This window comes from Enterobacter cloacae complex sp. P12RS (assembly GCF_014895875.1).
Classification (GTDB): Bacteria; Pseudomonadota; Gammaproteobacteria; order Enterobacterales; family Enterobacteriaceae; genus Enterobacter; species Enterobacter bugandensis.
Genome location: NZ_JADBQO010000045.1, coordinates 25,798 through 50,259, shown reverse-complemented (window position 1 = coordinate 50,259; position 24,462 = coordinate 25,798). Strand labels below are relative to the sequence as shown.

The 24,462-nt window shown below is 60.1% G+C and carries 24 protein-coding genes; 14 read left to right on the top strand and 10 right to left on the bottom strand.

Annotated features, from left to right (window positions below):
• Nucleotides 1–47: 47 nt before the first annotated feature.
• Together ascF and IM284_RS20270 are read left to right on the top strand one after the other, a co-directional pair.
• The gene (gene ascF, locus IM284_RS20275; protein WP_047367504.1) at nt 48–1,499 is read left to right on the top strand and encodes a PTS cellobiose/arbutin/salicin transporter subunit IIBC; all 1,452 of its coding nucleotides are present in this window, start codon (nt 48–50) and stop codon (nt 1,497–1,499) included.
• Nucleotides 1,500–1,517: 18 nt separating this feature from the next.
• Nucleotides 1,518–2,942, top strand: a complete 1,425-nt coding sequence (locus IM284_RS20270) for a 6-phospho-beta-glucosidase (RefSeq protein WP_047367503.1) — start codon at nt 1,518–1,520, stop codon at nt 2,940–2,942.
• 79 nt (nt 2,943–3,021) lie between these two features.
• Here IM284_RS20270 and hycI read toward each other — a convergent pair whose 3' ends face one another.
• The 9 genes from hycI to hycA form a co-directional block, all read right to left on the bottom strand.
• A complete protein-coding gene (gene hycI, locus IM284_RS20265; protein ID WP_047367502.1) occupies nt 3,022–3,477 on the bottom strand; it encodes a hydrogenase maturation peptidase HycI in 456 nt (151 codons plus the stop codon).
• The gene (locus IM284_RS20260) at nt 3,470–3,880 is read right to left on the bottom strand and encodes a formate hydrogenlyase maturation HycH family protein (RefSeq protein WP_047367501.1); all 411 of its coding nucleotides are present in this window, start codon (nt 3,878–3,880) and stop codon (nt 3,470–3,472) included. The genes hycI and IM284_RS20260 overlap by 8 nt, the downstream gene beginning before the upstream one ends.
• Nucleotides 3,877–4,644 (bottom strand): NADH-quinone oxidoreductase subunit B family protein, encoded by a 768-nt coding sequence (locus tag IM284_RS20255; RefSeq protein WP_047367500.1) that lies wholly within the window; start codon nt 4,642–4,644, stop codon nt 3,877–3,879. The genes IM284_RS20260 and IM284_RS20255 overlap by 4 nt, the downstream gene beginning before the upstream one ends.
• Nucleotides 4,644–5,186, bottom strand: coding sequence for a formate hydrogenlyase complex iron-sulfur subunit (locus tag IM284_RS20250; RefSeq protein WP_041908477.1), 543 nt, complete (start codon nt 5,184–5,186; stop codon nt 4,644–4,646). The genes IM284_RS20255 and IM284_RS20250 overlap by 1 nt, the downstream gene beginning before the upstream one ends.
• A gap of 9 nt (nt 5,187–5,195) precedes the next feature.
• Nucleotides 5,196–6,905 carry a formate hydrogenlyase subunit HycE gene (gene hycE, locus IM284_RS20245; RefSeq protein WP_041908476.1) on the bottom strand — a complete coding sequence of 570 codons (1,710 nt, stop codon included), beginning with the start codon at nt 6,903–6,905 and terminating at the stop codon, nt 5,196–5,198.
• A gap of 15 nt (nt 6,906–6,920) precedes the next feature.
• Nucleotides 6,921–7,844, bottom strand: a complete 924-nt coding sequence (locus tag IM284_RS20240; RefSeq protein WP_047367499.1) for a respiratory chain complex I subunit 1 family protein — start codon at nt 7,842–7,844, stop codon at nt 6,921–6,923.
• Between the two features lies 1 nt (nt 7,845).
• Nucleotides 7,846–9,660 (bottom strand): formate hydrogenlyase subunit 3, encoded by a 1,815-nt coding sequence (gene hycC, locus IM284_RS20235; RefSeq protein WP_047367498.1) that lies wholly within the window; start codon nt 9,658–9,660, stop codon nt 7,846–7,848.
• Complete coding sequence (locus IM284_RS20230; protein WP_047367497.1) at nt 9,657–10,265, bottom strand: 4Fe-4S dicluster domain-containing protein; 609 nt, start codon at nt 10,263–10,265, stop codon at nt 9,657–9,659. The genes hycC and IM284_RS20230 overlap by 4 nt, the downstream gene beginning before the upstream one ends.
• Nucleotides 10,266–10,338: 73 nt before the next feature.
• A complete protein-coding gene (hycA, locus tag IM284_RS20225) occupies nt 10,339–10,803 on the bottom strand; it encodes a formate hydrogenlyase regulator HycA (protein ID WP_041908468.1) in 465 nt (154 codons plus the stop codon).
• Nucleotides 10,804–11,014: 211 nt separating this feature from the next.
• Between hycA and hypA the strand changes: the two genes are divergently transcribed.
• The 10 genes from hypA (at nt 11,015) to IM284_RS20175 (ending at nt 20,948) form a co-directional block, all read left to right on the top strand.
• Complete coding sequence (gene hypA, locus IM284_RS20220) at nt 11,015–11,365, top strand: hydrogenase maturation nickel metallochaperone HypA (RefSeq protein WP_047367496.1); 351 nt, start codon at nt 11,015–11,017, stop codon at nt 11,363–11,365.
• 3 nt (nt 11,366–11,368) lie between these two features.
• Nucleotides 11,369–12,232 carry a hydrogenase nickel incorporation protein HypB gene (gene hypB / locus IM284_RS20215; protein WP_047367495.1) on the top strand — a complete coding sequence of 288 codons (864 nt, stop codon included), beginning with the start codon at nt 11,369–11,371 and terminating at the stop codon, nt 12,230–12,232.
• Nucleotides 12,223–12,495, top strand: coding sequence for a HypC/HybG/HupF family hydrogenase formation chaperone (locus IM284_RS20210; RefSeq protein WP_028014219.1), 273 nt, complete (start codon nt 12,223–12,225; stop codon nt 12,493–12,495). The genes hypB and IM284_RS20210 overlap by 10 nt, the downstream gene beginning before the upstream one ends.
• A 3-nt stretch (nt 12,496–12,498) precedes the next feature.
• Nucleotides 12,499–13,620 (top strand): hydrogenase formation protein HypD, encoded by a 1,122-nt coding sequence (hypD, locus tag IM284_RS20205; protein WP_047367494.1) that lies wholly within the window; start codon nt 12,499–12,501, stop codon nt 13,618–13,620.
• Nucleotides 13,617–14,627 carry a hydrogenase expression/formation protein HypE gene (gene hypE, locus IM284_RS20200; protein ID WP_047367493.1) on the top strand — a complete coding sequence of 337 codons (1,011 nt, stop codon included), beginning with the start codon at nt 13,617–13,619 and terminating at the stop codon, nt 14,625–14,627. The genes hypD and hypE overlap by 4 nt, the downstream gene beginning before the upstream one ends.
• Before the next feature lie 63 nt (nt 14,628–14,690).
• On the top strand, nt 14,691–16,763 hold the full coding sequence (gene flhA, locus IM284_RS20195) for a formate hydrogenlyase transcriptional activator FlhA (RefSeq protein WP_047367492.1): 2,073 nt from the start codon (nt 14,691–14,693) through the stop codon (nt 16,761–16,763).
• A 151-nt stretch (nt 16,764–16,914) separates the two neighbouring features.
• Entirely contained in the window at nt 16,915–17,913 is a 999-nt protein-coding gene (locus IM284_RS20190) for an ABC transporter substrate-binding protein (protein ID WP_028014223.1), read from the top strand.
• Nucleotides 17,913–18,950 carry an iron ABC transporter permease gene (locus tag IM284_RS20185; RefSeq protein WP_047367491.1) on the top strand — a complete coding sequence of 346 codons (1,038 nt, stop codon included), beginning with the start codon at nt 17,913–17,915 and terminating at the stop codon, nt 18,948–18,950. Before IM284_RS20190 ends, IM284_RS20185 begins: the two co-directional genes overlap by 1 nt.
• Nucleotides 18,950–19,711, top strand: coding sequence for an ABC transporter ATP-binding protein (locus tag IM284_RS20180; protein ID WP_041908454.1), 762 nt, complete (start codon nt 18,950–18,952; stop codon nt 19,709–19,711). Before IM284_RS20185 ends, IM284_RS20180 begins: the two co-directional genes overlap by 1 nt.
• A 16-nt stretch (nt 19,712–19,727) precedes the next feature.
• Nucleotides 19,728–20,948 carry an MFS transporter gene (locus IM284_RS20175; protein WP_047367490.1) on the top strand — a complete coding sequence of 407 codons (1,221 nt, stop codon included), beginning with the start codon at nt 19,728–19,730 and terminating at the stop codon, nt 20,946–20,948.
• Between the two features lie 5 nt (nt 20,949–20,953).
• On the opposite strand, the gene IM284_RS20170 is transcribed toward IM284_RS20175, so the two are convergent.
• Nucleotides 20,954–21,298, bottom strand: coding sequence for a nitrous oxide-stimulated promoter family protein (locus IM284_RS20170; RefSeq protein WP_047364429.1), 345 nt, complete (start codon nt 21,296–21,298; stop codon nt 20,954–20,956).
• A gap of 175 nt (nt 21,299–21,473) precedes the next feature.
• Here IM284_RS20170 and IM284_RS20165 point away from each other — a divergent pair, with 175 nt between their 5' ends.
• Both IM284_RS20165 and mutS read left to right on the top strand, forming a co-directional pair.
• Nucleotides 21,474–21,704 (top strand): SymE family type I addiction module toxin, encoded by a 231-nt coding sequence (locus IM284_RS20165; RefSeq protein WP_041908449.1) that lies wholly within the window; start codon nt 21,474–21,476, stop codon nt 21,702–21,704.
• A gap of 113 nt (nt 21,705–21,817) precedes the next feature.
• Entirely contained in the window at nt 21,818–24,379 is a 2,562-nt protein-coding gene (gene mutS / locus IM284_RS20160) for a DNA mismatch repair protein MutS (protein WP_047367489.1), read from the top strand.
• The last annotated feature ends 83 nt before the right edge of the window (nt 24,380–24,462 follow it).

The following is a 24,462-nucleotide window of genomic DNA, read 5'->3' as shown; positions in this document are numbered from 1 at the left end:
GGAACCGGTTTCCTACATTTCACACAACGATAACAGGAACAGATCCGATGGCCAAAAACTACGCTGCGCTGGCAAACGACGTTATCAGCGCGCTGGGCGGCAAAGAGAATATCGTCGCCGTCACCCACTGCATGACGCGCCTGCGTTTCGTTCTGAAAGACGAAAATCTTACCGACGTTGCGCGCCTGAAAAGCATCAGCGGCGTGCTTGGCGTGGTGCGTAATGACAACCAGTGCCAGGTGATTATTGGCAACACGGTTTCACAGGCGTACCGCGAAGTAGTGAGCCTGCTGCCCGTTGACCTGCAGTCCGTGGTACCGGAAGGCCCGCAGAAGCTGACGTTACGCCGCATTGGCGCCGGGATCCTCGACGCGCTGATCGGCACCATGTCGCCGCTGATCCCGGCGATCATCGGCGGTTCGATGGTCAAGCTGCTGGCGATGATCCTCGAAATGACTGGCGTGCTGGAAAAAGGCGCGCCGACGCTCACCATTTTGACCGTCATAGGCGACGGGGCGTTCTTCTTCCTGCCGCTGATGGTGGCGGCCTCGGCGGCGGTGAAGTTTAAAACCAACATGTCGCTGGCGATTGCCATCGCGGGCGTGCTGGTGCACCCGAGCTTTATCGAGCTGATGGCGAAAGCCGCGCAGGGGGAGCACGTTGAATTCGCCTTTATTCCGGTGACGGCGGTGAAATACACCTATACCGTCATCCCGGCGCTGGTCATGACCTGGTGCCTGTCGTATATCGAACGCTGGGTGGATCGCATCACCCCGGCGGTGACCAAAAACTTCCTCAAGCCGATGCTGATCGTGCTGATTGCCGCCCCGCTCGCCATCGTGCTGATTGGCCCGCTGGGGATCTGGATCGGTAGCGCCATCTCCGCGCTGGTTTACACCATTCACGGCTACCTGGGCTGGCTCTCCGTCGCCATCATGGGCGCACTGTGGCCGCTGCTGGTGATGACCGGGATGCATCGCGTGTTTACGCCGACCATCATTCAGACCATTGCCGAAACGGGCAAAGAAGGAATGGTGATGCCGTCAGAAATCGGCGCCAACCTGTCGCTCGGCGGCTCGTCGCTGGCGGTGGCATGGAAAACGAAAAACCCGGAACTGCGCCAGACGGCACTGGCCGCGGCGGCCTCCGCCATCATGGCGGGGATCTCTGAACCGGCCCTGTACGGCGTAGCGGTACGCCTGAAGCGTCCGCTGATTGCGAGCCTGATCAGCGGCTTTATCTGCGGCGCGGTGGCGGGTATGGCAGGCCTTGCCAGCCACTCGATGGCGGCGCCGGGGCTGTTTACCAGCGTGCAGTTCTTCGACCCGGCCAACCCGATGACCATCGTCTGGGTGTTTGGCGTAATGGGTCTGGCCGTGGTGCTGTCATTTGTTCTGACCCTGCTGTTAGGGTTTGAGGATATCCCGGTCGAAGACGAGGCTGAAAAAGCGCGCGCCCTGCAGACCGCACCGGTACAGAACAACGCAGCAAAAGCATAAATTGAAAGCGAGGTAAGAATGTCTGTTTTTCCACAAGGATTTTTATGGGGCGGCGCGCTTGCCGCCAACCAGAGTGAAGGTGCTTACCGTGAAGGCGGCAAAGGACTGACGACGGTCGATATGATCCCCCACGGCGCGCATCGCCTGGCGGTGAAGGTCGGTCAGGAAAAGCGTTTTTCGCTGCGTGACGATGAGTTTTACCCGAGCCACGAGGCGATTGATTTTTACCATCGCTATAAAGAGGACATCGCCCTGATGGCGGAGATGGGCTTTACGGTGTTCCGCACCTCGATCGCCTGGAGCCGCCTCTACCCGAACGGCGACGAGCCGCTGCCAAATAAAGAGGGCATTGCCTTCTACCGTGCGGTGTTCGAGGAGTGCAAAAAGTACAACATTGAGCCGCTGGTAACGCTTTGCCACTTCGACGTGCCGATGCACCTGGTGACGGAGTACGGCTCCTGGCGCAACCGTAAGATGGTCGATTTCTTCGCCCGCTACGCCCGCACCTGCTTCGAGGAATTTAACGGGCTGGTGAAATACTGGCTGACCTTCAACGAAATCAACATCATGCTGCACAGCCCGTTTTCCGGCGCGGGGCTGGTGTTTGAGGAAGGTGAAAACGAGGTTCAGGTGAAATACCAGGCCGCGCACCACGAGCTGGTGGCGAGCGCGCTGGCGACAAAAATCGCTCACGAGGTGAACCCGGAAAACCAGGTCGGCTGCATGCTGGCGGGCGGTAACTTCTACCCGTACTCCTGCAAACCGGAAGACGTGTGGATGGCGCTGGAGAAAGACCGAGAGAACCTGTTCTTTATCGACGTGCAGGCGCGCGGCAGCTATCCGGCCTACTCCGCCCGCGTGTTCCGCGAAAAAGGCGTGGTGATTGTGAAAGATCCCGGCGACGACGAACTGCTGAAAAACACCGTCGACTTTGTCTCGTTCAGCTATTACGCCTCGCGCTGCGCGTCGGCGGACATGAACGCGGGCAACACCAGCGCGGCAAACATCGTGAAGTCCCTGCGTAACCCGCATATTCAGGTAAGCGAGTGGGGCTGGGGCATCGATCCGCTCGGCCTGCGTATCACCATGAACATGATGTACGACCGCTACCAGAAGCCGCTGTTCCTGGTGGAAAACGGCCTCGGCGCGAAGGACGTCATAGATGAAAATGGCGAGATCAACGACGACTACCGCATCAGCTACCTGCGCGAGCATATCCGCGCGATGGGCGATGCGATTGAGGACGGCGTGCCGCTGATGGGCTACACCACCTGGGGCTGCATCGACCTGGTGTCGGCCTCAACGGGCGAGATGAGCAAGCGCTACGGGTTTGTGTACGTTGACCGCGATGATGCCGGCAACGGGACGCTGGAGAGAAAGCGCAAGAAATCGTTCTGGTGGTATAAGAAGGTGATTGCGAGTAACGGGGCGGATCTGGCGTAGCCTGTTGCCCGGTGGCGCTGCGCTTACCGGGCCTACGGTTTTGTAGGCCGGGTAAGGAGTAGCCGCCACCCGGCACTGCTCAGAGCGGAGAAAACCCTCCGTCCCCAACCCACCCCGCCAGCCGCGAATACACCTCCTCCACCGCCGCCTTCACCGGCGGCGTCATCGGGTAATAAAACCCGACAATGTCCGGCTGAATTCCTAAAAACAACACCTCGCCCACGTCGTCTTTAATCTGATCGACCAGGTAGTTCAGCGGCATATTGTGGGTGGTCATCATAAACATCTCGGCGATGTCGTCCGGATCAATCAGGCGGATCTCGCCCGGGTTGAGCCCCATATCGGTGGCATCGACGATTAGCAGCCTTTCCGGGTGCAGCTCGCGAATGGCGACCACATCGTTTTCCGGCGCGCTACCGCCGTCGATTACCACCCAATCGCCCTGCGGGTTCGCGGCGCACATTTCTGCCAGAAGCGGGCCCGCGCCGTCGTCGCCCATCATGCTGTTGCCGACACACAGTAAAACGTCAGTCACGTAATCTCCTCACCATCAGGTAGATGGCGCTCTCCTGATGAATATCGTGCAGCATGCCGAGCAGCGTTTTGCTCCACGCCTGCTGCGCCGGGGTTTGCCTGCCGAGCGCCGCGTCAAAGGCATTAGCGAGCATCGTGATATGGTTGGCGTCGATGACGATCTCGCCATACTTCGGCACACCCTCCATCTTGCGCCGCGCGGTGCTGCCCTCCTCCAGCGTGGCGATCCACGCCAGGTATTCCGACCACGGGCAGGTTAGCGCCGCCTCCAGACAGTCGATCACCCCGAGGTGGTGCCCAATCGCCAGGCTGTAATAGACCACCTGCTGCGCCGCATCCGGCGTGGCATCGTTCTCATCAATAAACTTACGGCTCAGCTGGCTGAACACCACCGTTTCACTCATCGGATACGCGCCTCATCCACAATGCTGTTCAGGTTCGCCACGATCTCATTGAGACGCGGATCGTTTTCCGCCTCCAGCCAGCGCGCCACCTGATGGTCGCCCTGGCTCAGCAGGCGCAGGTAATCGTCGGCAATCTGACGCCCGTAGCGATAGCCCGCCAGCCTGCGCGCCGTGCGGTCCACCTTCACGCGCAGCGGCTGGACCATGTCCGGATGCAGAATGGCCGCGGGCTGGTTGTCGATATCGCCGGGGGCGCGGGCGTGGATCTTCTGCTCCAGCAGGCCGAGCGCCATCGCAAAGCCGTACAGCGTGGCGGCAGGCGTCGGCGGGCAGCCCGGAATATAGACATCCACCGGCACGATTTTGTCGGTGCCGCCCCAGACGCAATAAAGATCGTGGAAAATGCCGCCGCTGTTGCCGCAGGCGCCGTAGGAGATGCAGATTTTCGGATCCGGCGCGGACTGCCAGGCGCGCAGCGCGGGCGATCGCATGGCGCGGGTCACCGCCCCGGTAAACAGCAGAATGTCCGCATGACGCGGGGACGGTACCACTTTGATGCCAAAGCGCTCGGCGTCAAACAGCGGCGACAGGGTGGCGAAGATCTCGATCTCACAGCCGTTGCAGCCGCCGCAGTCCACGCGGTAAACGTAGGCCGAGCGTTTGATTTTTTTCAGTAGCGACGCTTTCATGCTGGCGATGGACTCCTCCACCGTCAGCGGCACCGGAATGCCGTTATCGTCGCGCGGGCCGAGTAAGTTTTCCATCAGCTGGCCTCTCTCATATGGCGGGTAATATCAATGCGGTCAGACGGCAACAGGCATTTCTGGCGCTTACACTCCGGGCAGGTTTCGAAGCTTTCGCGGTGATGCTCTGCGCGGGCGTCGCCGTTGTGCTGCAGCAGCGCGATGGCGTAGTCGATCTCTTTTTGCACGGCGAACGGACGCTTGCAGACGCGGCAATTGCACAGCGCGAAGCGCGACTGCTGGAGAAAATCCTCTTTTTTCCACACCGCCAGTTCGTACTCCTGAGAAAGTCGAATGGCGACCGTCGGGCAAACCTCCTCGCAGCGGCCGCAGAAGATGCAGCGCCCGAGGTTAAACTGCCAGGCCAGCTCGCCGGTTTTAAGATCCGTTTCCACCGTTAAGGCGTTCGACGGGCAGGCGTTGACGCAGGCCGCGCAGCCGATGCACTGCTGCGGGTTGTGCTCCGGCTTGCCGCGAAAGTTTTTATCCACCGGGATCGGCTCCAGCGGATAGCTGCTGGTCTGCGCGCCGGTTTTGATTACTTTTTTGATAAAGGTAAACATGGCGTGTCCTTATTTCAGCGGCGAGTTCTTGCGCTCGATGCTGTAGCGCTCAAGCTCTTTGTACGGCACCACCTGGCTTTTCTTCTTGCGCACGTCCACCACCGTCATGCGGTCGGTGCAGGAGTAGCACGGATCGAGGCTGCCGATGATCAGCGGCGCGTCAGAGACCGTATTACCGCGCAGCATATAGCGCAGGGTAGGCCAGTTGGCGTAGGTCGCCGCGCGACAGCGCCAGCGGTAGAGCTTCTGATTGTCGCCGGTCATGCTCCAGTGGATATCATCCCCTCGCGGCGCTTCGGCAAAGCCGAGGGCAAAGCGGTTTGGAATGTAGGTGAAGCCCTCCACCATCAGCGGACCGCCCGGCAGGTTGTCCAGCCCGAAGTCGATCATGTTCAGGGCGGTGTAGACCTCGTTGATACGCACCTTGAGGCGAGATATAACGTCGCAGCCCTGTTCGCTGTGCACGGTCATCGGCAGCAGGCCGTAGCCGACGAACGGGTGATCGGCGCGGGTGTCGCGGGCGTGGCCGCTGGCGCGCACCATCGGGCCGACATTGCTGAAGTCGCGGGCAATTTCCGGATCGAGGCGACCAATCCCGACGGTGCGCTGCTCGATGTTTGGCGTGCTGAGCAGCATGTCCACCAGCTCCTGCACGTCGCGACGCATCTGCTGCGCCAGCTGGCGGGTCTTGATCATGTCGTCTTTCAGCAGGTCGCGGCGGATCCCGCCGATCAGATTCAGGCCGTAAGTTTTACGCGCCCCGGTGAGGATCTCCGCCATCTTCATCGACGCTTCGCGCACGCGGAAGAACTGCATAAACCCGGAGTCAAAGCCGACGAAGTGGCAGGCCAGGCCGAGGTTCAGCAGGTGCGAGTGCAGGCGCTCCACCTCCAGCAGAATGGCGCGGATCATCTGCGCGCGCTCCGGCACCACGATCCCCATGCCGTTCTCCACCGAGGTGGTGTAGGCGGTGCTGTGGGCGAAGCCGCAGATGCCGCACACGCGGTCAGAGAGGAACGTGACCTCATTGTAGCCCATGCGGGTTTCCGCCAGCTTCTCCATACCGCGGTGGACGTAGAACAGGCGGTAGTCGGCGTCGATGATATTTTCGCCGTCGACGAACAGGCGGAAGTGGCCCGGTTCGTCGGAGGTGACGTGCAGCGGGCCGATCGGCACCACGTTGTTCTTCTTGCTGCCCAGCTCGTTGATGAACTCGTAGGTTTCGCTGTCGGTGGTCGGGGCCGGACGCTGGCGGTAATCCATGCTGTCCTTACGCAGCGGATAGAGTTCATCCGGCCAGTCGTCCGGCAGCACCAGACGACGCTCGTCCGGCAGGCCGACCGGCACCAGGCCGTACATGTCGCGCACCTCGCGCTCACCCCAGACGGCGGCAGGAACGCGCGGCGTTACGGACGGGTATTCCGGCTTGTTCGGGTCGACCTCGACGCGCACGGTGAGCCAGCACTTCTCGCCCTGCTCCATCGACATCACGTAGTACACCGCGTAGTTACCGCACAGCTGGCGCTCGTCGTTACCGAACAGCACCGACAGCCAGCCGCCCTGCTGGTAATAGAGAAACTCCACCACTTCCGGCAGGTAGTTCACCTTCACGGTAATGGTGATCTGATCTTTGGTTTGCCAGGACTCCTCCAGCACCACGCCCGGGAAAGCCTGATGCAACGCGGCGAGATACTGCTGACCTTTCTTTTCTTCAGACATAAACACTCTCTTTAATCACGCCACCAGCAAGGAGACGAACGCTAAAAATGCAAAACCAAAACCGGCCCAGGTGATGCGCGAGGTTGCCGCAAAACGCAGGCGTGCCATGCTGTTTTCAAACAGGGCGATGACCAGCACGCCGACCAGCAGCTTGAGGGCGGCCACCACCACGGCCAGCAGCAGGCCGCCTGCAGAGAAGTGCGTCATCTGCCCCCACGGGAAGAAAACGCCAACAAACATCTGCAACACCACCAATTGCTTAAGGCTGATGCCCCACTTCAGCACCGCGAAGCCGTAGCCGCTGTACTCGGTGAGCGGCCCTTCCTGCAGCTCCTGCTCCGCTTCCGCGAGATCGAACGGCAGCTTGCCCATCTCAATAAACGTGGCGAACGCGCAGGCGCAGAGTGCCAGCACGAGCGGGATGGAGCGGGCCACCGGCCAGTGGTAAACGGTGTCGGTGATAAAACTGATGTGGGTCGAACCTGCAACCTGCGCGGCTACCCACAGCCCCAGCAGCAGGATCGGCTCAACCAGCACGCCGAGCATCGCCTCACGGCTGGCGCCGATGCCGGTAAACGGGCTGCCGGTGTCCAGGCCCGCAATCGCAAAGAAGAAGCGCGCGATGGCGAAGAGGTAGATGAGCGTAATCAGATCGCCGAGCACCGGCAGCGGCGAGCCTACCGTGACCACCGGCAGCGCGGTGGCGATGGTGAGCATCACGCCGACCATCACGAACGGCGTCAGGCGGAACACCCAGCCCGCAGCATCCGGCGCGACGCTCTGGCGAGAGAGCAGCTTGATGAGATCGCGGTACTCCTGGAGCACGCCAGGCCCGCGACGGTTGTGCATTCGGGCGCGCGCCACGCGCGTGATGCCCGACAGCAGCGGCGCGGCGGCGAACAGCACCAGCGCCTGAAGAATTGCCAGTAACAGACTCATGTCAGGCTCCTCGTGAAATCACAATCACCACCAGCACCGCCAGCTCGATCAGCGCCAGTCGGCGGAACAGCACGGGCACGGCAGCACTCTGCCAGCCCGGCACCCAGCCCTGCGGGTTAAGCCACTGGCGCAGCTTCAGCACGGCGGCGAAGTTCTCCTTCACCGGCATGGCAAATCCATGGGCGGTGATAACCATTGACGGCTCGTGTTCATAACCGCAGGCCCACGCCGCGCCGCGAGAGCGGGAGGCGAGACGGTCGCGTCTGAAGAACAGCATCAGCACGAACGGCAGGAACGGCCCGGCGATCAGCAGCAGCGCCATCATCGGCTGGGAGACAACGGTATGCGCCGTCGCCAGCGGCAGCGGAATGGCGTGGCCCAGCAGCGGCAGCAGCCACGGCGCGGCAACCCCGCCCGCAATGCAGCACAGCGCCAGCGCGACCACGCTGGTGGCCATCAGTACCGGGGCGCAGCAGGCGTTTTCCGCTTCGCGGGTACGCGGCGCGCCGAGGAAGGTGACGCCATAGACTTTCGCCATGCACATCACCGCCAGCGCCCCGGTAATCGCCAGGCCCACCGCCAACAGCGGGCCGAGTAAACGCGCGATAAACGCGTCGCTCTGGCCGAGCGCGAAGAAGGACTGATAGATCACCCACTCCCCGGCAAAGCCGTTCAGCGGCGGCAGCGCGGCCATCGCCATCAGCCCCACCAGCATGGCGAGTGAAATCATCGGCATCTTTTTGCCAATCCCACCGAGCTTTTCGATATCGCGATGGCCGGTGCGGAACCAGACGCTGCCCGCGCCGAGGAACAGAGTGGTTTTAAACAGGCTATGGTTGACGAGGTGATACAGACCGCCGATAAACCCGGCGGCAATCAGCGCCGGCTGGTTGAGCGCCAGCCCGGTGACGCCCGCGCCCATGCCGAGCAGGATGATGCCGATGTTTTCCAGGGTGTGGTACGCCAGCAGACGCTGGATGTTGTGCTCCATCAGGGCGTACAGGCCGCCGACAAATGCGGTCATCATCCCCGCAATCAGCAGCGCTACCCCCCACCACAGCGGCGGCTGACCGCCCGTCAGGGTAATCGTCAAAATGCCGAACAGACCGACCTTCATTACCACCGTCGAAAACAGCGCGGCGGCGGGCGCAGAGGCATTCGCGTGCGCCTGCGGGACCCAACCGTGCAGCGGGATAATCCCGGCCAGCAGGCCAAAGCCGAGTGCGCCCAGCAGCCAGACGTCGTTCCCCAGCGGCTGGCCGTTAAGCGCGGCAAAGTCCAGGGTGCCGAAACGCTGCCACACCAGCCAGCAGGCCAGCGCCAGCAGCAGCGTGCCGAGGCGTCCGAGTGCAAACCACAGCTTACCGGAGGCGCTGCAGCCGGTCAGGAACACGCCACACAGCGCCATGATCTCCGCCATCACCACCAGCGCGCAGAGGTTGCTGGCGATAACCGTGCAAACCGCGGCAGCCATCAGCAGATTGACCAGCAGGCCGTTGGCTTTGGTCTGCTGATGGCGGTGCCAGTCGATATTGAACAGGCTGATAAACAGCCCGCACAGGCCAAAGGTCACCAGCCAGATGGCGTTCAGCGGCGTAATCGCCACGGTGTGGCGAATCAGCGGCATGAGTGTTTCCACGGATTGTCCGCCGAGCAGGACGACACCGCCCGCCGCCAGCGTCATCAGGCTGCCGACCGCCCCGCCGATACCGGCTATCCAGCCGCTCAGGGTTTTATGGAAAGAGAACACCAGCGCCAGCGCGGCGGCAGCGGCAAAGTACGCCACGGCGCTGTTAATCATAAATATCGCGTTCATTTCGCCCCCTCGTTTAGCGCCTGCAGAAGCGAAAGATCGCCGACGTCGGTATTAATGGTCAGCTCGCGTTTGCGCCTGCTGGTGCGGGCGATATCGCGGATGTTAACCAGGATCAGCGCTTTGGTCGGGCAGGTCCGCACGCAGGCCGGGCCCTGTTCGTCAAAGCTGCACAGGTCGCACTTCACCGCAATAGCGCGGATGCCGGGCACCCAGTCCAGCAGCGTGCTCACGCGTGCCGGAGCCGGTGGCGCAAGCGGCGCTTTCGGGGTATTGGCGTTCGCCGGGATATGCAGCGGGCGGCTGCCGGAGAATTCAATGGCACCGAACGGGCAGGCGATGCCGCACAGCTTGCAGCTCACGCACAGGCTTTCGTTCAGCTGGACCGCGCCATCGACGCGGGTGATGGCATTGACGGGACACACGCCCGCACAAGGGGCATCTTCACAGTGGTGGCAGAGCTGCGGGGCAGACTCTTTCTCATTACGCATGACGCGCAGGCGCGGCATGGACTGCAGCCCGTGCAGGCGGTGCGTTTCCGAACACGCCGCCTCACAGGTCCGACAGCCAATACAGACCGTCGAGTCAGCAATTACAAAACGGTTCACCGGGCAATCCTCTGGTGATGGTCATTTTTGACGACGAAAAACTGTCTCATCGACACTTTTCGACATTCGGTTATCAGGCAAGATTTGCGGGGGCCTTTCCCACGACGAGCTGTTTGAGGTCGACCGGCAAGTCGTGCTCAACCGCGGCGTAGAGACCGTTGTAAACCGGCGCGATTTTTTCCAGATAGTGCTCAAGCACCTGCTGGCGATCGCGGTTGCTGACGTAGCCGTCAACCATGCCGTCGGCCATCAGCTGCGCCTGCGCAATACGTTGTTTTTCACCCTCTTTATTCTCAACGTAGTACTCGATGGTGTGGCTGTTAAAGCTGTCTGCCAGGGTCACAAAGACCGTGAAATGACCGAACAGGACAAAGCGCATATCCCCCTGCGCCGCACAGCTCATCGCATGATGCAGTCGGGCTTTTGACAGGGTGATCCCCTGAACCAGAGAGTTACAGTAGAGGTGCCACTGATCCTGAAGCTGCTGGTGGCGCTGCGCGATGTAATCCGCTTTTTCGCTAATTTCCCAAATAGTCATAGAAGGTATCCGGTTAATGGAGATAGCGGCTGTTAAGCAGATTCCGTGCCAGTTTTTAATTTGTTGATTTGAATGATTTTTATCAAAAAAGACACTGTCAACGCCGCCGTGTCGACGTGTCATTTCGACAGCGCTGACATCGTCACGCCGTAACGCAAATCAAGCTGGCACCGTTATTGCATTTACTGGCGCAAATCATTGAGGAGGCGTCATGCACGAAATCACCCTCTGCCAGCGGGCTCTGGAACTTATCGAACAGCAGGCAGTGCAAAACCATGCGAAGCGCGTCACCGGCGTCTGGCTGAAGGTCGGGGCGTTTTCCTGCGTCGAGACCAGCGCCCTGAACTTTTGTTTTGAGCTGGTGTGCCGCGGCACGCTGGCGGAAGGCTGCGCGCTGCATATCGACGAGCAGCAGGCGGAGTGCTGGTGCGAGCAGTGCCAGCGATACGTCACCCTGCTCTCATCAAAGGTTCAGCGCTGCCCGCAGTGTCAGAGCACGGGTCTTCGCATCGTGGCGGATGACGGTATGCAGATCCAACGCCTCGAAATCGAGAAGGAGTAATGTATGTGTAGCACCTGCGGTTGCGCTGAAGGCAACCTGTATATAGAAGGGGATGAACACCGTCCTCACTCCGCGTTTCGCTCCGCGCCCTTTTCCCCTGCCCCGCGTCCTGCGGCGGCCCTGACCGGCATCACCTTTGCGCCGCAGCGTTCCGACGCGGGCGACCTGCATTACGGCCACGGCGAAGCGGGCACCCACGCGCCGGGCATAAGCCAGCGCCAGATGCTGGAGGTGGAGATCGACGTGCTGGACAAAAATAACCAGATCGCCGCCCGCAACCGCGCCCGCTTTGCCGCGCGTCAACTGCTGGTGCTGAACCTGGTCTCCAGCCCCGGCTCCGGCAAAACCACGCTGCTGACCGAAACGCTCACGCGCCTGAACGAACGCGTCTCCTGCGCGGTTATCGAAGGCGATCAGCAAACCGTTAACGACGCGGCGCGCATCCGCGAAACCGGGACGCCCGCCATCCAGGTTAACACCGGCAAGGGCTGCCACCTGGATGCGCAGATGATTGCCGACGCCGCCCCTCGCCTGCCGCTGGCGGATAACGGCATCCTGTTTATCGAAAACGTCGGCAACCTGGTATGCCCGGCAAGCTTCGACCTCGGCGAACGGCATAAAGTGGCGGTGCTCTCCGTGACCGAAGGGGAGGACAAGCCGCTGAAGTACCCGCACATGTTCGCCGCCGCCTCCCTCATGCTGCTGAACAAAGTTGACCTGCTGCCGTACCTGAACTTCGACGTGGATAAGTGCCTTGCCTGTGCCCGCGAGGTGAACCCGGACATTCACATCCTGCTGGTTTCCGCCACGCGCGGCGACGGCATGGACGCCTGGCTGGACTGGCTGGAGAGCGAACGATGTGCATAGGCGTACCGGGACAAATCCATTCCCTCGACGGCAATCAGGCCAAAGTGGAGGTTTGCGGCATCCTGCGCGACGTCGACCTGACGCTGGTGGGCAGCACCGATGAGACGGGCGCGTCGCGCCTCGGCCAGTGGGTGCTGGTCCACGTGGGGTTTGCGATGAGCGTGATTAACGAAGCGGAAGCCCGCGACACGCTGGACGCGCTGCAAAACATGTTTGACGTGGAGCCGGACGTGGGCGCGCTCCTGTACGGCGAGGAGCGCTAGCCTATGCGTTACGTTGATGAATACCGCGCGCCAGAACAGGTGATGCAGCTTATCGGACATCTGAAAACGCGCGCGGCGCTGCTGGACTACACGAACGAAAGGCCGCTGCGGATCATGGAGGTGTGCGGCGGGCACACGCACGCCATCTTCAAGTTTGGCCTCGACCAGCTGCTGCCGGAGAACATCGAGTTTATTCACGGCCCCGGCTGCCCGGTGTGCGTTTTGCCGATGGGGCGTATCGACAGCTGCATCGAAATTGCCGGCCAGCCCGGCGTCATTTTCTGCACCTTTGGCGACGCGATGCGCGTGCCGGGGAAAAACGGCTCGCTGCTGCAGGCGAAGGCGCGCGGCGCGGACGTGCGGATCGTTTACTCACCGATGGATGCCCTGACGCTGGCAGAGGCTAACCCTGAGCGCAAGGTCGTCTTTTTCGGGCTGGGTTTTGAAACCACCATGCCCGCTACGGCCATCACGCTGCAGCAGGCGAAAGTGCGCAACGTCACTAACTTTTTCTTTTTCTGCCAGCATATTACGCTCATTCCCACGCTGCGCAGCCTGCTCGAAGAGCCAGACAACGGCATCGACGCGTTTCTGGCGCCGGGCCACGTCAGCATGGTGATTGGCACAGACGCCTACGGTTTTATCGCTGATCAGCACAATCGTCCGTTAGTGGTGGCTGGTTTCGAACCGCTTGATCTACTGCAAGGCGTAGCCATGCTGGTTGAGCAGAAAATAGCGTCCCTGAGCGCGGTCGAAAACCAGTACCGCCGCGTGGTGCCCGATGCGGGAAATGAACGGGCGCAGCAGGCGATAGCTGACGTGTTTAGCGTTGAGGGCGACAGCGAGTGGCGCGGGCTGGGGCTGATTGCGGAATCCGGCGTGCGCCTGACGCCTGCCTATCGCGAATTTGATGCCGAAGCGCACTTCCGCCCGCAGCCGCAGCAGGTGTGCGACGATCCCCGGGCCCGCTGCGGCGAGGTGCTTACCGGCAAATGCAAACCTCATCACTGCCCGCTATTTGGCAACACCTGTAACCCGCAAACCGCGTTTGGCGCACTGATGGTCTCCTCTGAAGGGGCATGCGCCGCGTGGTATCAGTATCGCAACCAGGAGTGTGAAGCATGAACACGGTGGAAATGGCGCACGGAAGCGGTGGACAGGCGATGCAGCAGCTGATTAACAGGCTGTTCATGGAGGCCTTTAATAACCCCTGGCTCGCCGAGCAGGAGGATCAGGCGCGCATCGCGCTCTCAACCCTCACCGCACACGGCGACCGGCTGGCGTTCTCCACCGACAGCTACGTGATTGACCCGCTATTCTTCCCGGGCGGCGATATTGGCAAGCTCGCCGTCTGCGGTACGGCCAACGACGTGGCCGTCAGCGGCGCCATTCCGCGCTACCTCTCGTGCGGATTTATCCTCGAAGAAGGATTACCGATGGAGACGCTTGCGGCAGTGGTCAACAGCATGGCGCACACCGCCCGCGAGGCGGGGATCGCTATCGTCACCGGGGATACCAAAGTGGTCCAGCGCGGCGCGGCGGATAAGCTCTTCATCAACACCGCCGGAATGGGGGCGATCCCCGCCGACGTTCACTGGGGCGCGCAGCAGCTTTCGGTGGGCGACGTGCTGATTGTCAGCGGAACGCTGGGCTGCCACGGGGCAACCATCCTGAACCTGCGCGAAGGCCTGGGGCTGGACGGCGAGCTTCGCAGCGACTGCGCGGTGCTCACCCCGCTTATCCAGACGCTGCGCGACATACCGGGCGTCAAAGCCCTGCGCGACGCCACCCGGGGCGGGGTGAATGCCGTTGTCCACGAGTTCGCCGCAAGCAGCGGGTGCGGGATTGAACTGAGCGAACGCGACCTACCCATTAAGCCTGCCGTGCGGGGGCTGTGTGAGCTTTTAGGGCTTGACCCGCTAAACTTTGCCAACGAGGGCAAGCTGGCGATCGGCGTGGAACGTTCGGCGGCGGAAGCCGTACTTGAACAGCTGAGAGCGCATCCTTTAGGGAAAGACGCGGCCATCATTGGCGACGTGGTTGAGCGCAAAGGGGTGCGCCTGACCGGACTTTATGGCGTGAAGCGCACGCTGGATCTACCGCACGCTGAGCCGTTACCCCGAATTTGCTAGAACCGCGCCATAAGCGGTCAGCAGTGAAGTCTCTTTTTTGCCAGTTTCTATTGGAAAGCAATAATGCCGTATACACCGATGAGCGATCTTGGACAGCAGGGCCTGTTTGATATCACGCGCACACTTTTACAACAGCCCGATCTCGGCGCGCTGAGCGATGCCCTGACGCGGCTGGTCAGGCAATCAGCGCTGGCGGACAGCGCGGCGATTGTGCTCTGGCATAGCGGAACGCACCGCGCGAGCTACTATTCCACGCGCGAGAATGGCAAAACGTTTGAATACGAAGACGAAACGTACCTCGCGCACGGCCCGGTGCGCCGCATTCTCTCCCGGCCTGAAGTGCTGCACTGCAATTTTGAAGAGTTTCGGATGGCATGGCCGCGGCTGGCAGAGAGCAATCTCTATCAGCCTTTCGGTCATTACGGCATGCTGCCGCTGGCGGCGGAGGGCCATATTTTTGGCGGCTGCGAGTTTATCCGCAATACCGACCAGCCCTGGAGCGAGGCGGAGTACGAGCGGCTGCACACCTTTACCCAGATTGTGGCCGTCGTCGCGGAGCAGATCCAAAGCCGCGTCACCAATAACGTGGATTACGACCTGCTGAGCCGCGAGCGCGATAACTTCCGCATTCTGGTCGCCATCACCAACGCCGTACTCTCAAGGCTCGACATGGACGAGCTGGTCAGCGAAGTCGCCAAGGAGATCCACCACTATTTCAGGATCGACGCCATCAGCATCGCGCTACGCGGGAACCGCAAAGGCAAGCTGAACATCTACTCCACACACTATCTTGATGAGGCCAACCCGGCGCACGAGCAGAGCGAGGTGGACGAAGCGGGCACCCTTTCTGAGCGGGTATTTAAAAGCAAAGAGATCCTGCTGCTGAATCTCAGCGAGCAGGACCCGGTGGCGCCGTACGAGCGGATGCTGTTTAACACCTGGGGCAACAAAATTCAGACCCTGTGCCTGCTGCCGCTGATGTCCGGCAGCACCATGCTTGGGGTGCTCAAACTGGCGCAGTGCGATGAAGCCGTGTTTACCACCGCCAACCTGAAGCTGCTGCGCCAGATCGCCGAGCGTATTTCCATCGCGCTGGATAACGCCCTCGCCTATCAGGAGATCCACCGCCTGAAAGAGCGGCTGGTGGACGAAAACCTGGCCCTGACCGAACAGCTCAACAACGTGGACAGCGAGTTTGGCGAAATCATCGGACGCAGCGATGCCATGTACAGCGTGCTTAAGCAGGTGGAGATGGTGGCCCAGAGCGACAGCACGGTGCTGATCCTCGGTGAAACCGGCACCGGTAAAGAGCTGATAGCCCGCGCCATTCATAACCTGAGCAACCGCAACAGCCGGCGGATGGTGAAGATGAACTGCGCGGCGATGCCCGCGGGTCTGCTGGAAAGTGACCTCTTCGGCCACGAGCGCGGCGCGTTTACCGGGGCCAGCAGCCAGCGGCTGGGCCGTTTCGAACTGGCGGATAAAAGCTCGCTGTTCCTCGACGAAGTGGGCGATATGCCGCTGGAGCTGCAGCCCAAGCTGCTGCGCGTTTTGCAGGAGCAGGAGTTTGAGCGCCTCGGCAGCAACAAGCTGATCCAGACCGACGTGCGGCTGATTGCCGCCACCAACCGCGACCTGAAAAAGATGGTCGCCGACCGCGAGTTTCGCAGCGATCTCTACTATCGCCTGAACGTCTTTCCGATCTGCCTGCCGCCGCTGCGCGAGCGCCCGGAAGATATTCCGCTGCTGGTGAAGGCCTTTACCGCGAAGATAGCCCGCCGGATGGGGAGGAATATCGATAGTATTCCTGCCGAAACGCTACGTACTCTTTCGGCGATGGAGTGGCCCGGCAACGTGCGCGAGCTGGAAAACGTCATTGAACGCGCGGTACTGCTGACGCGCGGGAACGTCCTTCAGCTCTCTTTGCCTGAAGTCTCCCTTCAGGAAGCCCCCACGCTTTCGGCAGAAGTCGCGCAGGAAGGCGAAGATGAATATCAGCTGATATTGCGCGTACTGAAAGAGACCAACGGCGTGGTAGCCGGACCGAAGGGCGCAGCTCAGCGGCTGGGGCTGAAACGCACTACCCTGCTCTCTCGCATGAAGCGTCTGGGAATCGATAAAGAGAGCCTGCTTTAACCCGTCATTCCGGCGCCGCTTATGGCGCCGCTTTTCGTCACCCTGCGCAATTGTCCCTCATTGACACAATATATTTTCCTCTGTATAAAATTCCGCCTTAATAATGCGTTTCATTTGCATCAAAAATAATATTAATGAAGGGTAGCGTTTCATGAAGAAGGTCATCTGCGCGTTAGGCCTGGCGATTGCGTCGGTCAGTTCTGCTCTGGCAACCACATATCCTCTGACGATTGAAAACTGTGGCTATAAAGAGACATTCACTAAAGCGCCGGAACGCGTCGTGGCCCTCGGTCAGAACACCGTGGAAATTTTGCTCCTGCTGGGGCTGGAAGATAAGGTCAAAGCCAGCGCCTTCTGGCCGACCAAAGTGCTGCCGCAACTGGCTGAGCAGAATGCAAAAATCAAAACCCTGACCGTCGAAATTCCGACTCTTGAATCCATCCTTGCGCAAAACCCCGATTTTGTTCCTGCACAGCTGCCGCTGCTGCTTGGGCCGGAAAGTAAGGTCGCAAAACGTGAAGATCTGGCTACCGTCGGCGTGAACAGCTATTTATCTCCAGGCATGTGCGCCACCAAAAAAGCGGCAGGCGATATGTACGGCAGCCGCCAGACGCTGTGGGATATGACGTACCTTTATAAAGAGATTGAAGATTTCGCGAAGATTTTCAACGTTGAAGCGCGCGGCCAGGCCGTTATCGCTGATTTCAAAAAACGTGAGGCTGACCTGCGTCAGGAATTTGGTAAAAACAAAAAAGACCTCTCCTTTGTTTTCTGGTTCTCAAGCGCCTCGCCTTCGGCAGATGCCTATGTCGGCGGGAAAAACAGCGCCTCCGGTTTTATTGCTAACGTGCTGGGTGGCCATAACGCCATTACCGCTGAGACCGAATGGCCGACCGTCGGCTGGGAAAGTATTATTGCCGCGAACCCTGATGTGATTGTCGTCTCCAGTCTGGACCGCAACCGCTGGGCGCTGGATAACGCGGATGAGAAAATCAAATTCCTGAAAAGCGATCCTGCCGTGAGCCAGCTTGATGCCGTCAAAAAAGGCCATATCGTGGTGATGGACGGTCAGGCGATGAACCCGACGATTCGTACGATTTACGGTGCTGAACAGGTGGGTGAACAGCTCAGAAAACTGGGGCTGAACTGATGACGGCAGCCGTACTTCAGGCCCGCCAGGGCCTGATCCTGACCACTTCCGCTCTGCTTGCCGTTGTCCTGCTGTTTTTAGTGATTGCTCTTGGCGTCAGCGTCGGTGAGCTGCCGATTCCGCTGTCCAACGTCTTTTACGCTATTGGTAATAAGCTGGGGCTGACCGACGTTCCGCTCAACCGCATCTATGAGAGCGTGATCTGGGACTTTCGCCTGAGCCGCGCGCTGGTGGCGGCCTGCTGCGGGGCCGGTTTAGCCATCTGCGGTGCCGTGCTGCAAAGCCTGCTGAAGAACGCGCTGGCGGAACCTTACGTGCTCGGCGTGTCGGCGGGTGCCTCAACCGGGGCGGTGTCGGTCGTCGTCCTGGGCATCGGCACCGGCGCGGTGTCGCTCTCTGCGGGCGCGTTTGCCGGGGCGTTCGCCGCCTTTGCGTTTGTCGCCTTTCTGACGAACGGCGCGCGCGGCGGCAATGAACGCACCATTCTGGCAGGCGTTGCTGCATCTCAGCTTTTCAACGCCATTACCGCCTACACCATCAGCACCTCCGCCAGCGCGCAGCAGGCGCGCGACGTGATGTTCTGGCTGCTGGGCAGCTTTAGCGGCGTGCGTTGGCCGGAATTCCAGCTGGCGCTGGTTGTCGTGCTGGCGGGCCTTGCCGTCTGCCTCTACTATTCCCGGGCGCTGGACGCCTTTACCTTTGGTGATGACGCGGCAGCCTCCTTAGGCATTGCCGTGCCCTGGGTGCGTCTTGCCCTGTTTACCACCACGGCCCTGATCACCGCGACCATCGTCAGCATGGCGGGCTCAATCGGCTTTGTAGGGCTGGTGGTGCCTCACGTCATGCGCTTCCTGTTCGGGCCGCTGCACCGCACGCTGCTGATTGCCAGCGCGCTGGCGGGGGCGATCCTGATGGTGCTGGCCGATATCGCCTCGCGCATGCTGATTGCCCCGCAGAGCCTGCCCGTCGGCGTGGTCACCGCGCTGGTGGGCGTACCTTTCTTTGCCGTGATTATCTACCGCTCAAGGAATAAGTGATGAGTATCTGCGCTGAAAATATTACCTGGAAGGTAGGCAAAAAAGTTATCGTCAATGGTGTCTCGCTGAAGGTTTCACGCGGCGAAACGGTGGGTTTGCTTGGTCCTAACGGCTGCGGCAAATCGTCCCTTTTGCGTATCCTGGCAGGCCTGCGTCGCCCGGATTCGGGCAGCGTGACCCTGGACGGGCAGGACATTTCCCGCATCGCCAAAAAGCAGCTTGCCCGCCGGGTGGCGTTCGTTGAGCAGCACGGGATGACCGACGCCAATATGCGCGTGCGCGACGTGGTCAAACTTGGACGTATTCCGCACCACTCCCCTTTTTCTAACTGGAGCGCGCAGGATGACGACACCGTCACCGCGGCTCTGCAGCGTGTCGATATGCTGGACCGCAGCGAGCAGGGCTGGCTGAGCCTGTCCGGCGGCGAGCGTCAGCGGGTGCATATTGCCCGAGCGCTGGCGCAAACGCCAACCGAAATCCTGCTGGATGAACCGACCAACCACCTGGATATCCATCATCAGATGCAGCTGATGCAGTTGATCAGCCAATTACCCGTTACCAGTATCGTCGCCATCCACGATCTCAACCACGCTTCAATGTTCTGCGACTCGCTGATTGTGATGCAGAAAGGGCAAATTGTGGCGACCGGAACGCCGCAGGACATCTTATCCGAGTCGTTGCTCTGGGATGTCTTCCGGGTCAAAACCAAAATTGAGATCTCGCCGTTTCATGGCAAAAAGCACATTCACTTTATCGTTTAGGGACGACTGATCGACAATGCCCCTTCGCCCCGCCACCACGCTCTGGCCGCCCGTTTTACTGGGTAGCCAGTTTGTTTTTAACATTGGTTTTTACGCCGTCGTTCCCTTCCTGGCGGTATTTCTGCGTGACGACATGCTGCTCTCCGGCGGGCTCATCGGGCTGATCCTGGGCCTGCGCACGTTCTCGCAGCAGGGGATGTTTATCGTTGGCGGTGCGCTCTCGGACCGGTTTGGCGCGAAGGTCATCATCCTCAGCGGCTGTATAGTTCGTGTTTCAGGCTATCTGCTGCTGGCCTTCGGGGGATCGCTGTGGCCGATTATTCTGGGCGCGTGTCTGACGGGCGTCGGCGGCGCGTTATTTTCTCCCTCAATTGAGGCTCTGCTGGCGAAAGCGGGTACCCACAGCGAGGCGAAAGGGAAACGAAGCCGGGCGGAGTGGTTTGCGCTCTTTGCCGTCTGCGGGGAGCTCGGCGCGGTACTGGGCCCGGTTGCTGGCGCTCTGCTAACGGGGCTTGGCTTCCGCCAGGTGGCGCTGGCGGGGGCAGGCGTCTTTATCATTGCGCTAGTGGTGCTTTACTTCTGTCTACCTGCTGCCGGGCAACGTTCACAGAAGATAAAAATAGTGCCCTGGTGGACGACGTTCCGCCAGCCGCGCTTTGTCGCCTTTATCATTGCCTACAGCTCCTGGCTGTTAAGCTATAACCAGCTCTATCTGGCGCTGCCGGTGGAGATCCAGCGCTCCGGCGGTAACGAGAAAGATCTCGGCCCGCTTTTTATGCTGGCCTCCGTTCTGATCATTACCTTACAGCTGCCGCTGGCGCGTGTCGCCCGACGCGTGGGCGCGGTGAACATTCTTCCGGTGGGCTTTTTGCTGCTTTCCGCCGCCTTTGCGAGCGTGGCAATGTTTGCGGCAACAGAACCGCCTGAAGGCTGGCTGCGGCTTCTGCCCTCGGTCTCGTTTGTCACGCTGCTGACGCTGGGGCAGATGCTGCTGGTGCCGTCGGCAAAAGATCTCATTCCGCGTTTCGCCGATGAATCCACGCTGGGCGCGCACTATGGCGCACTCTCCACCGCCGGAGGCATTGCGGTACTGGCTGGAAACTTGTTATTTGGCAGCCTGCTGGATCGCGCACTGGTGCCTTCAACGCAGGCGATTTATCCGTGGCTGCTGCTGGCGCTCTTTCCACTTTGCAGCGCGCTGGCCCTGAACGTGATTTGCCGCCCGCTACGAAGCTGATCGATTCACTTTTTCGGGCGATACTTCTCCGGCAGTTCCGGCACCGGACGACGGTCATCCATCAGATGGCGGACGGTCAGAATGGGGTGACGCCATAACATACGCGGGCCTGCCCAGCGCATAATCTGCTTCATCTCTTCACGTCTGGCAGGCTGGTAGCAGTGCACCGGGCATTGTTTACAGGCGGGCTTTTCTTCACCAAAAACGCACTTATCCAGGCGCTTATCAGCATACGCGTTGAGCGCCTGATAATGCCCCGCTTCCTGAGAAGCCTGTGGACACTGCTTTGCGTACAACGCGATCATTTTCGCGATGGTCTCTTTTTCACGTGATATGCGTTTACCGGTCATAGCGACTTACCAAATAATAAGATGCATCAATAATACACTTTAAAACTGTGGATTTCAGGTGTTGCATTCCGTTTTCTGAAGCCTGATTCCACTATTAACCCTGCACCTCCTGAAAATCACTGGTATTTTATACAGGCATCAGGAATGACCGTTGTCCGTATAGTCTGGAGACCCTATGAAAGAGATCGCGATCGGCAAACCCTACCGCCATTTAAAAGTGGGATATTTCAGAAAACGTCACGAGGATCGAAAAACGAAGATACCAAAGCGATACAGCGTGCATGCGGCACTGAGCTTAAAAGGAGACTGGCTTGAAAAGGCGGGCTTTACCACCAACTCCCAGGTCAGGGTGGGCGTTGAGCATGGAAAAATCGTCATTGAGTTAATGTCTGAAGGCGCCTCGTAAAGCCGCCACATTTTTCTGCGCCGTACCTTTTTTTCATGCGACAATAGAACGAACAAACGGCCACTGAGCCGCTCAAAACGGTTTATTTTCAAAGAAATGGACATCATAACTCCATGAGCACAATCGACAATTTCGACGCACATACGCCGATGATGCAGCAGTACCTGAAGCTGAAGGCACAGCATCCGGAAATCCTGCTGTTTTACCGCATGGGCGATTTTTACGAGCTGTTTTATGACGATGCTAAACGTGCCTCGCAGTTGCTCGACATCTCGCTAACCAAACGTGGCGCATCCGCAGGCGAGCCCATCCCGATGGCCGGTATCCCGCACCACGCGGTTGAAAACTACTTGGCCAAGCTGGTGAATCAGGGTGAGTCCGTTGCCATCTGCGAACAAATCGGCGATCCGGCAACCTCGAAAGGCCCGGTTGAGCGCAAAGTCGTGCGCATCGTCACGCCAGGCACCATCAGTGATGAAGCCCTGCTTCAGGAGCGCCAGGATAACCTGCTGGCGGCGCTGTGGCAGGACGGCAAAGGGTTTGGCTACGCCACGCTGGACATCAGCTCCGGGCGTTTTCGCCTGAGTGAGCCGGCTGACCGCGAAACGATGGCTGCCGAACTGCAGCGCACCAACCCGGCAGAATTGCTCTACGCCGAAGACTTCGCCGAAATGGCGCTGATTGAAGGCCGTCGCGGATTGCGCCGTCGCCCGCTGTGGGAATTTGAAATTGATACCGCGCGCCAGCAGCTGAACCTGCAGTTCGGTACCCGCGATCTGATTGGCTTTGGCGTGGAAAATGCTCCACGCGGGCTGTGTGCCGCAGGTTGCCTGCTGCAGTACGTGAAAGACACCCAGCGCACCGCCCTGCCGCATATCCGCTCTATCACCATGGAGCGCCAGCAGGACAGCATCATCATGGATGCCGCCACGCGCCGTAACCTGGAGATCACCCAGAACCTGGCAGGTGGCGTTGAAAACACGCTCGCGTCGGTGCTCGACAGCACGGTGACGCCAATGGGCAGTCGCATGCTGAAGCGCTGGCTGCATATGCCGATTCGCGATACCGATACGCTGGTTTGCCGCCAGCAGACGATTGCTGCGTTGCAGGATCGCTATACCGAGCTGCAGCCGATCCTGCGCCAGGTGGGCGATCTGGAGCGTATCCTGGCCCGTCTGGCTCTGCGCACCGCGCGCCCGCGCGACCTTGCGCGGATGCGACATGCTTTCCAGCAACTGCCGGAACTGCGTGCGCAGCTGAGTGACGTTGACAGCGCGCCGGTGCAGAAACTCCGCGAAACGATGGGTGAATTCACCGAGCTTCGCGAGCTGCTGGAGCGCGCCATTATTGATGCCCCTCCGGTTCTGGTGCGCGATGGCGGCGTGATTGCTCCAGGCTACAACGAGGAGCTGGACGAATGGCGCGCGCTGGCCGACGGCGCGACGGACTATCTGGATAAGCTGGAAATCCGCGAGCGCGAGCGTCTTGGGCTCGACACGCTGAAAGTGGGGTATAACGCGGTACACGGTTACTACATTCAGATCAGCCGCGGGCAAAGCCATCTGGCGCCGATTCACTACGTACGTCGTCAGACCTTGAAAAACGCCGAGCGTTACATCATTCCCGAGCTGAAAGAGTACGAGGACAAAGTACTCACCTCGAAAGGTAAAGCCCTGGCGCTGGAAAAACAGCTGTATGACGAGCTGTTTGACATGCTGATGCCGCACCTGGCTGACCTGCAGCTCAGCGCCAGCGCGCTGGCGGAGCTGGACGTGCTGGTGAACCTGGCAGAACGGGCTGAAACGCTGAACTATACCTGCCCGACCTTTACCGACAAGCCCGGCATTCGCATTACGGAAGGCCGTCACCCGGTCGTTGAGCAGGTGCTGAACGAACCGTTCATCGCCAACCCGCTGAGCCTCTCGCCGCAGAGAAGAATGCTGATCATTACCGGCCCGAACATGGGCGGTAAGAGTACCTATATGCGCCAGACGGCGCTGATTGCTTTGCTCGCGTATATCGGCAGCTACGTCCCGGCGCAAAAAGTGGAGATTGGCCCCATCGATCGTATCTTCACCCGCGTTGGGGCAGCGGACGATCTGGCGAGCGGTCGCTCAACCTTCATGGTCGAGATGACCGAAACGGCTAACATTCTGCATAACGCGACGGAGCACAGCCTGGTGCTGATGGATGAGGTAGGACGCGGAACCTCAACCTATGACGGCCTGTCTCTGGCCTGGGCCTGTGCTGAAAGCCTCGCGAATAAAATCAAGGCCATGACGCTGTTCGCCACCCACTACTTCGAGCTGACGCAGCTGCCGGAGAAAATGGAAGGCGTGGCTAACGTTCATCTTGATGCGCTGGAGCACGGCGACACCATCGCCTTTATGCACACGGTGCAGGATGGAGCGGCGAGCAAGAGCTATGGCCTGGCCGTTGCGGCGCTGGCAGGTGTACCAAAAGAGGTGATCAAGCGCGCTCGCCAGAAGCTGCGTGAGCTGGAAAGCCTCTCGCCGAATGCGGCGGCGACGCAGATTGATGGCACCCAGATGTCGCTGTTGGCGCCAGCTGAAGAAACGTCGCCTGCGGTGGAAGCGCTGGAGAACCTCGACCCGAATTCACTGACGCCGCGTCAGGCGCTGGAGTGGATTTATCGGTTGAAGAGTCTGGTTTAGTTTTCTGCGGTCTGTTTTGTCGGGTGGCGGCTTCGCCTTACCCGACCTACAAAACCCGTAGGCCCGGTAAGCGCAGCGCTACC

Coding starts and splice junctions, on each gene's coding strand:
- hypB (WP_047367495.1), top strand. CDS start 11,369: ATGTGTAGCACCTGCGGTTGCGCTGAAGGCAACCTGTATATAGAAGGG.
- IM284_RS20180 (WP_041908454.1), top strand. CDS start 18,950: ATGAGTATCTGCGCTGAAAATATTACCTGGAAGGTAGGCAAAAAAGTT.
- hypA (WP_047367496.1), top strand. CDS start 11,015: ATGCACGAAATCACCCTCTGCCAGCGGGCTCTGGAACTTATCGAACAG.
- IM284_RS20250 (WP_041908477.1), bottom strand. CDS start 5,186: ATGTTTACCTTTATCAAAAAAGTAATCAAAACCGGCGCGCAGACCAGC.
- flhA (WP_047367492.1), top strand. CDS start 14,691: ATGCCGTATACACCGATGAGCGATCTTGGACAGCAGGGCCTGTTTGAT.
- IM284_RS20260 (WP_047367501.1), bottom strand. CDS start 3,880: ATGAGTGAAACGGTGGTGTTCAGCCAGCTGAGCCGTAAGTTTATTGAT.
- mutS (WP_047367489.1), top strand. CDS start 21,818: ATGAGCACAATCGACAATTTCGACGCACATACGCCGATGATGCAGCAG.
- hypE (WP_047367493.1), top strand. CDS start 13,617: ATGAACACGGTGGAAATGGCGCACGGAAGCGGTGGACAGGCGATGCAG.
- IM284_RS20270 (WP_047367503.1), top strand. CDS start 1,518: ATGTCTGTTTTTCCACAAGGATTTTTATGGGGCGGCGCGCTTGCCGCC.
- IM284_RS20190 (WP_028014223.1), top strand. CDS start 16,915: ATGAAGAAGGTCATCTGCGCGTTAGGCCTGGCGATTGCGTCGGTCAGT.
- IM284_RS20210 (WP_028014219.1), top strand. CDS start 12,223: ATGTGCATAGGCGTACCGGGACAAATCCATTCCCTCGACGGCAATCAG.
- IM284_RS20170 (WP_047364429.1), bottom strand. CDS start 21,298: ATGACCGGTAAACGCATATCACGTGAAAAAGAGACCATCGCGAAAATG.
- hycA (WP_041908468.1), bottom strand. CDS start 10,803: ATGACTATTTGGGAAATTAGCGAAAAAGCGGATTACATCGCGCAGCGC.
- IM284_RS20165 (WP_041908449.1), top strand. CDS start 21,474: ATGAAAGAGATCGCGATCGGCAAACCCTACCGCCATTTAAAAGTGGGA.
- hycC (WP_047367498.1), bottom strand. CDS start 9,660: ATGAACGCGATATTTATGATTAACAGCGCCGTGGCGTACTTTGCCGCT.
- IM284_RS20240 (WP_047367499.1), bottom strand. CDS start 7,844: ATGAGTCTGTTACTGGCAATTCTTCAGGCGCTGGTGCTGTTCGCCGCC.
- hycE (WP_041908476.1), bottom strand. CDS start 6,905: ATGTCTGAAGAAAAGAAAGGTCAGCAGTATCTCGCCGCGTTGCATCAG.
- IM284_RS20255 (WP_047367500.1), bottom strand. CDS start 4,644: ATGGAAAACTTACTCGGCCCGCGCGACGATAACGGCATTCCGGTGCCG.
- ascF (WP_047367504.1), top strand. CDS start 48: ATGGCCAAAAACTACGCTGCGCTGGCAAACGACGTTATCAGCGCGCTG.
- IM284_RS20185 (WP_047367491.1), top strand. CDS start 17,913: ATGACGGCAGCCGTACTTCAGGCCCGCCAGGGCCTGATCCTGACCACT.
- hypD (WP_047367494.1), top strand. CDS start 12,499: ATGCGTTACGTTGATGAATACCGCGCGCCAGAACAGGTGATGCAGCTT.
- IM284_RS20175 (WP_047367490.1), top strand. CDS start 19,728: ATGCCCCTTCGCCCCGCCACCACGCTCTGGCCGCCCGTTTTACTGGGT.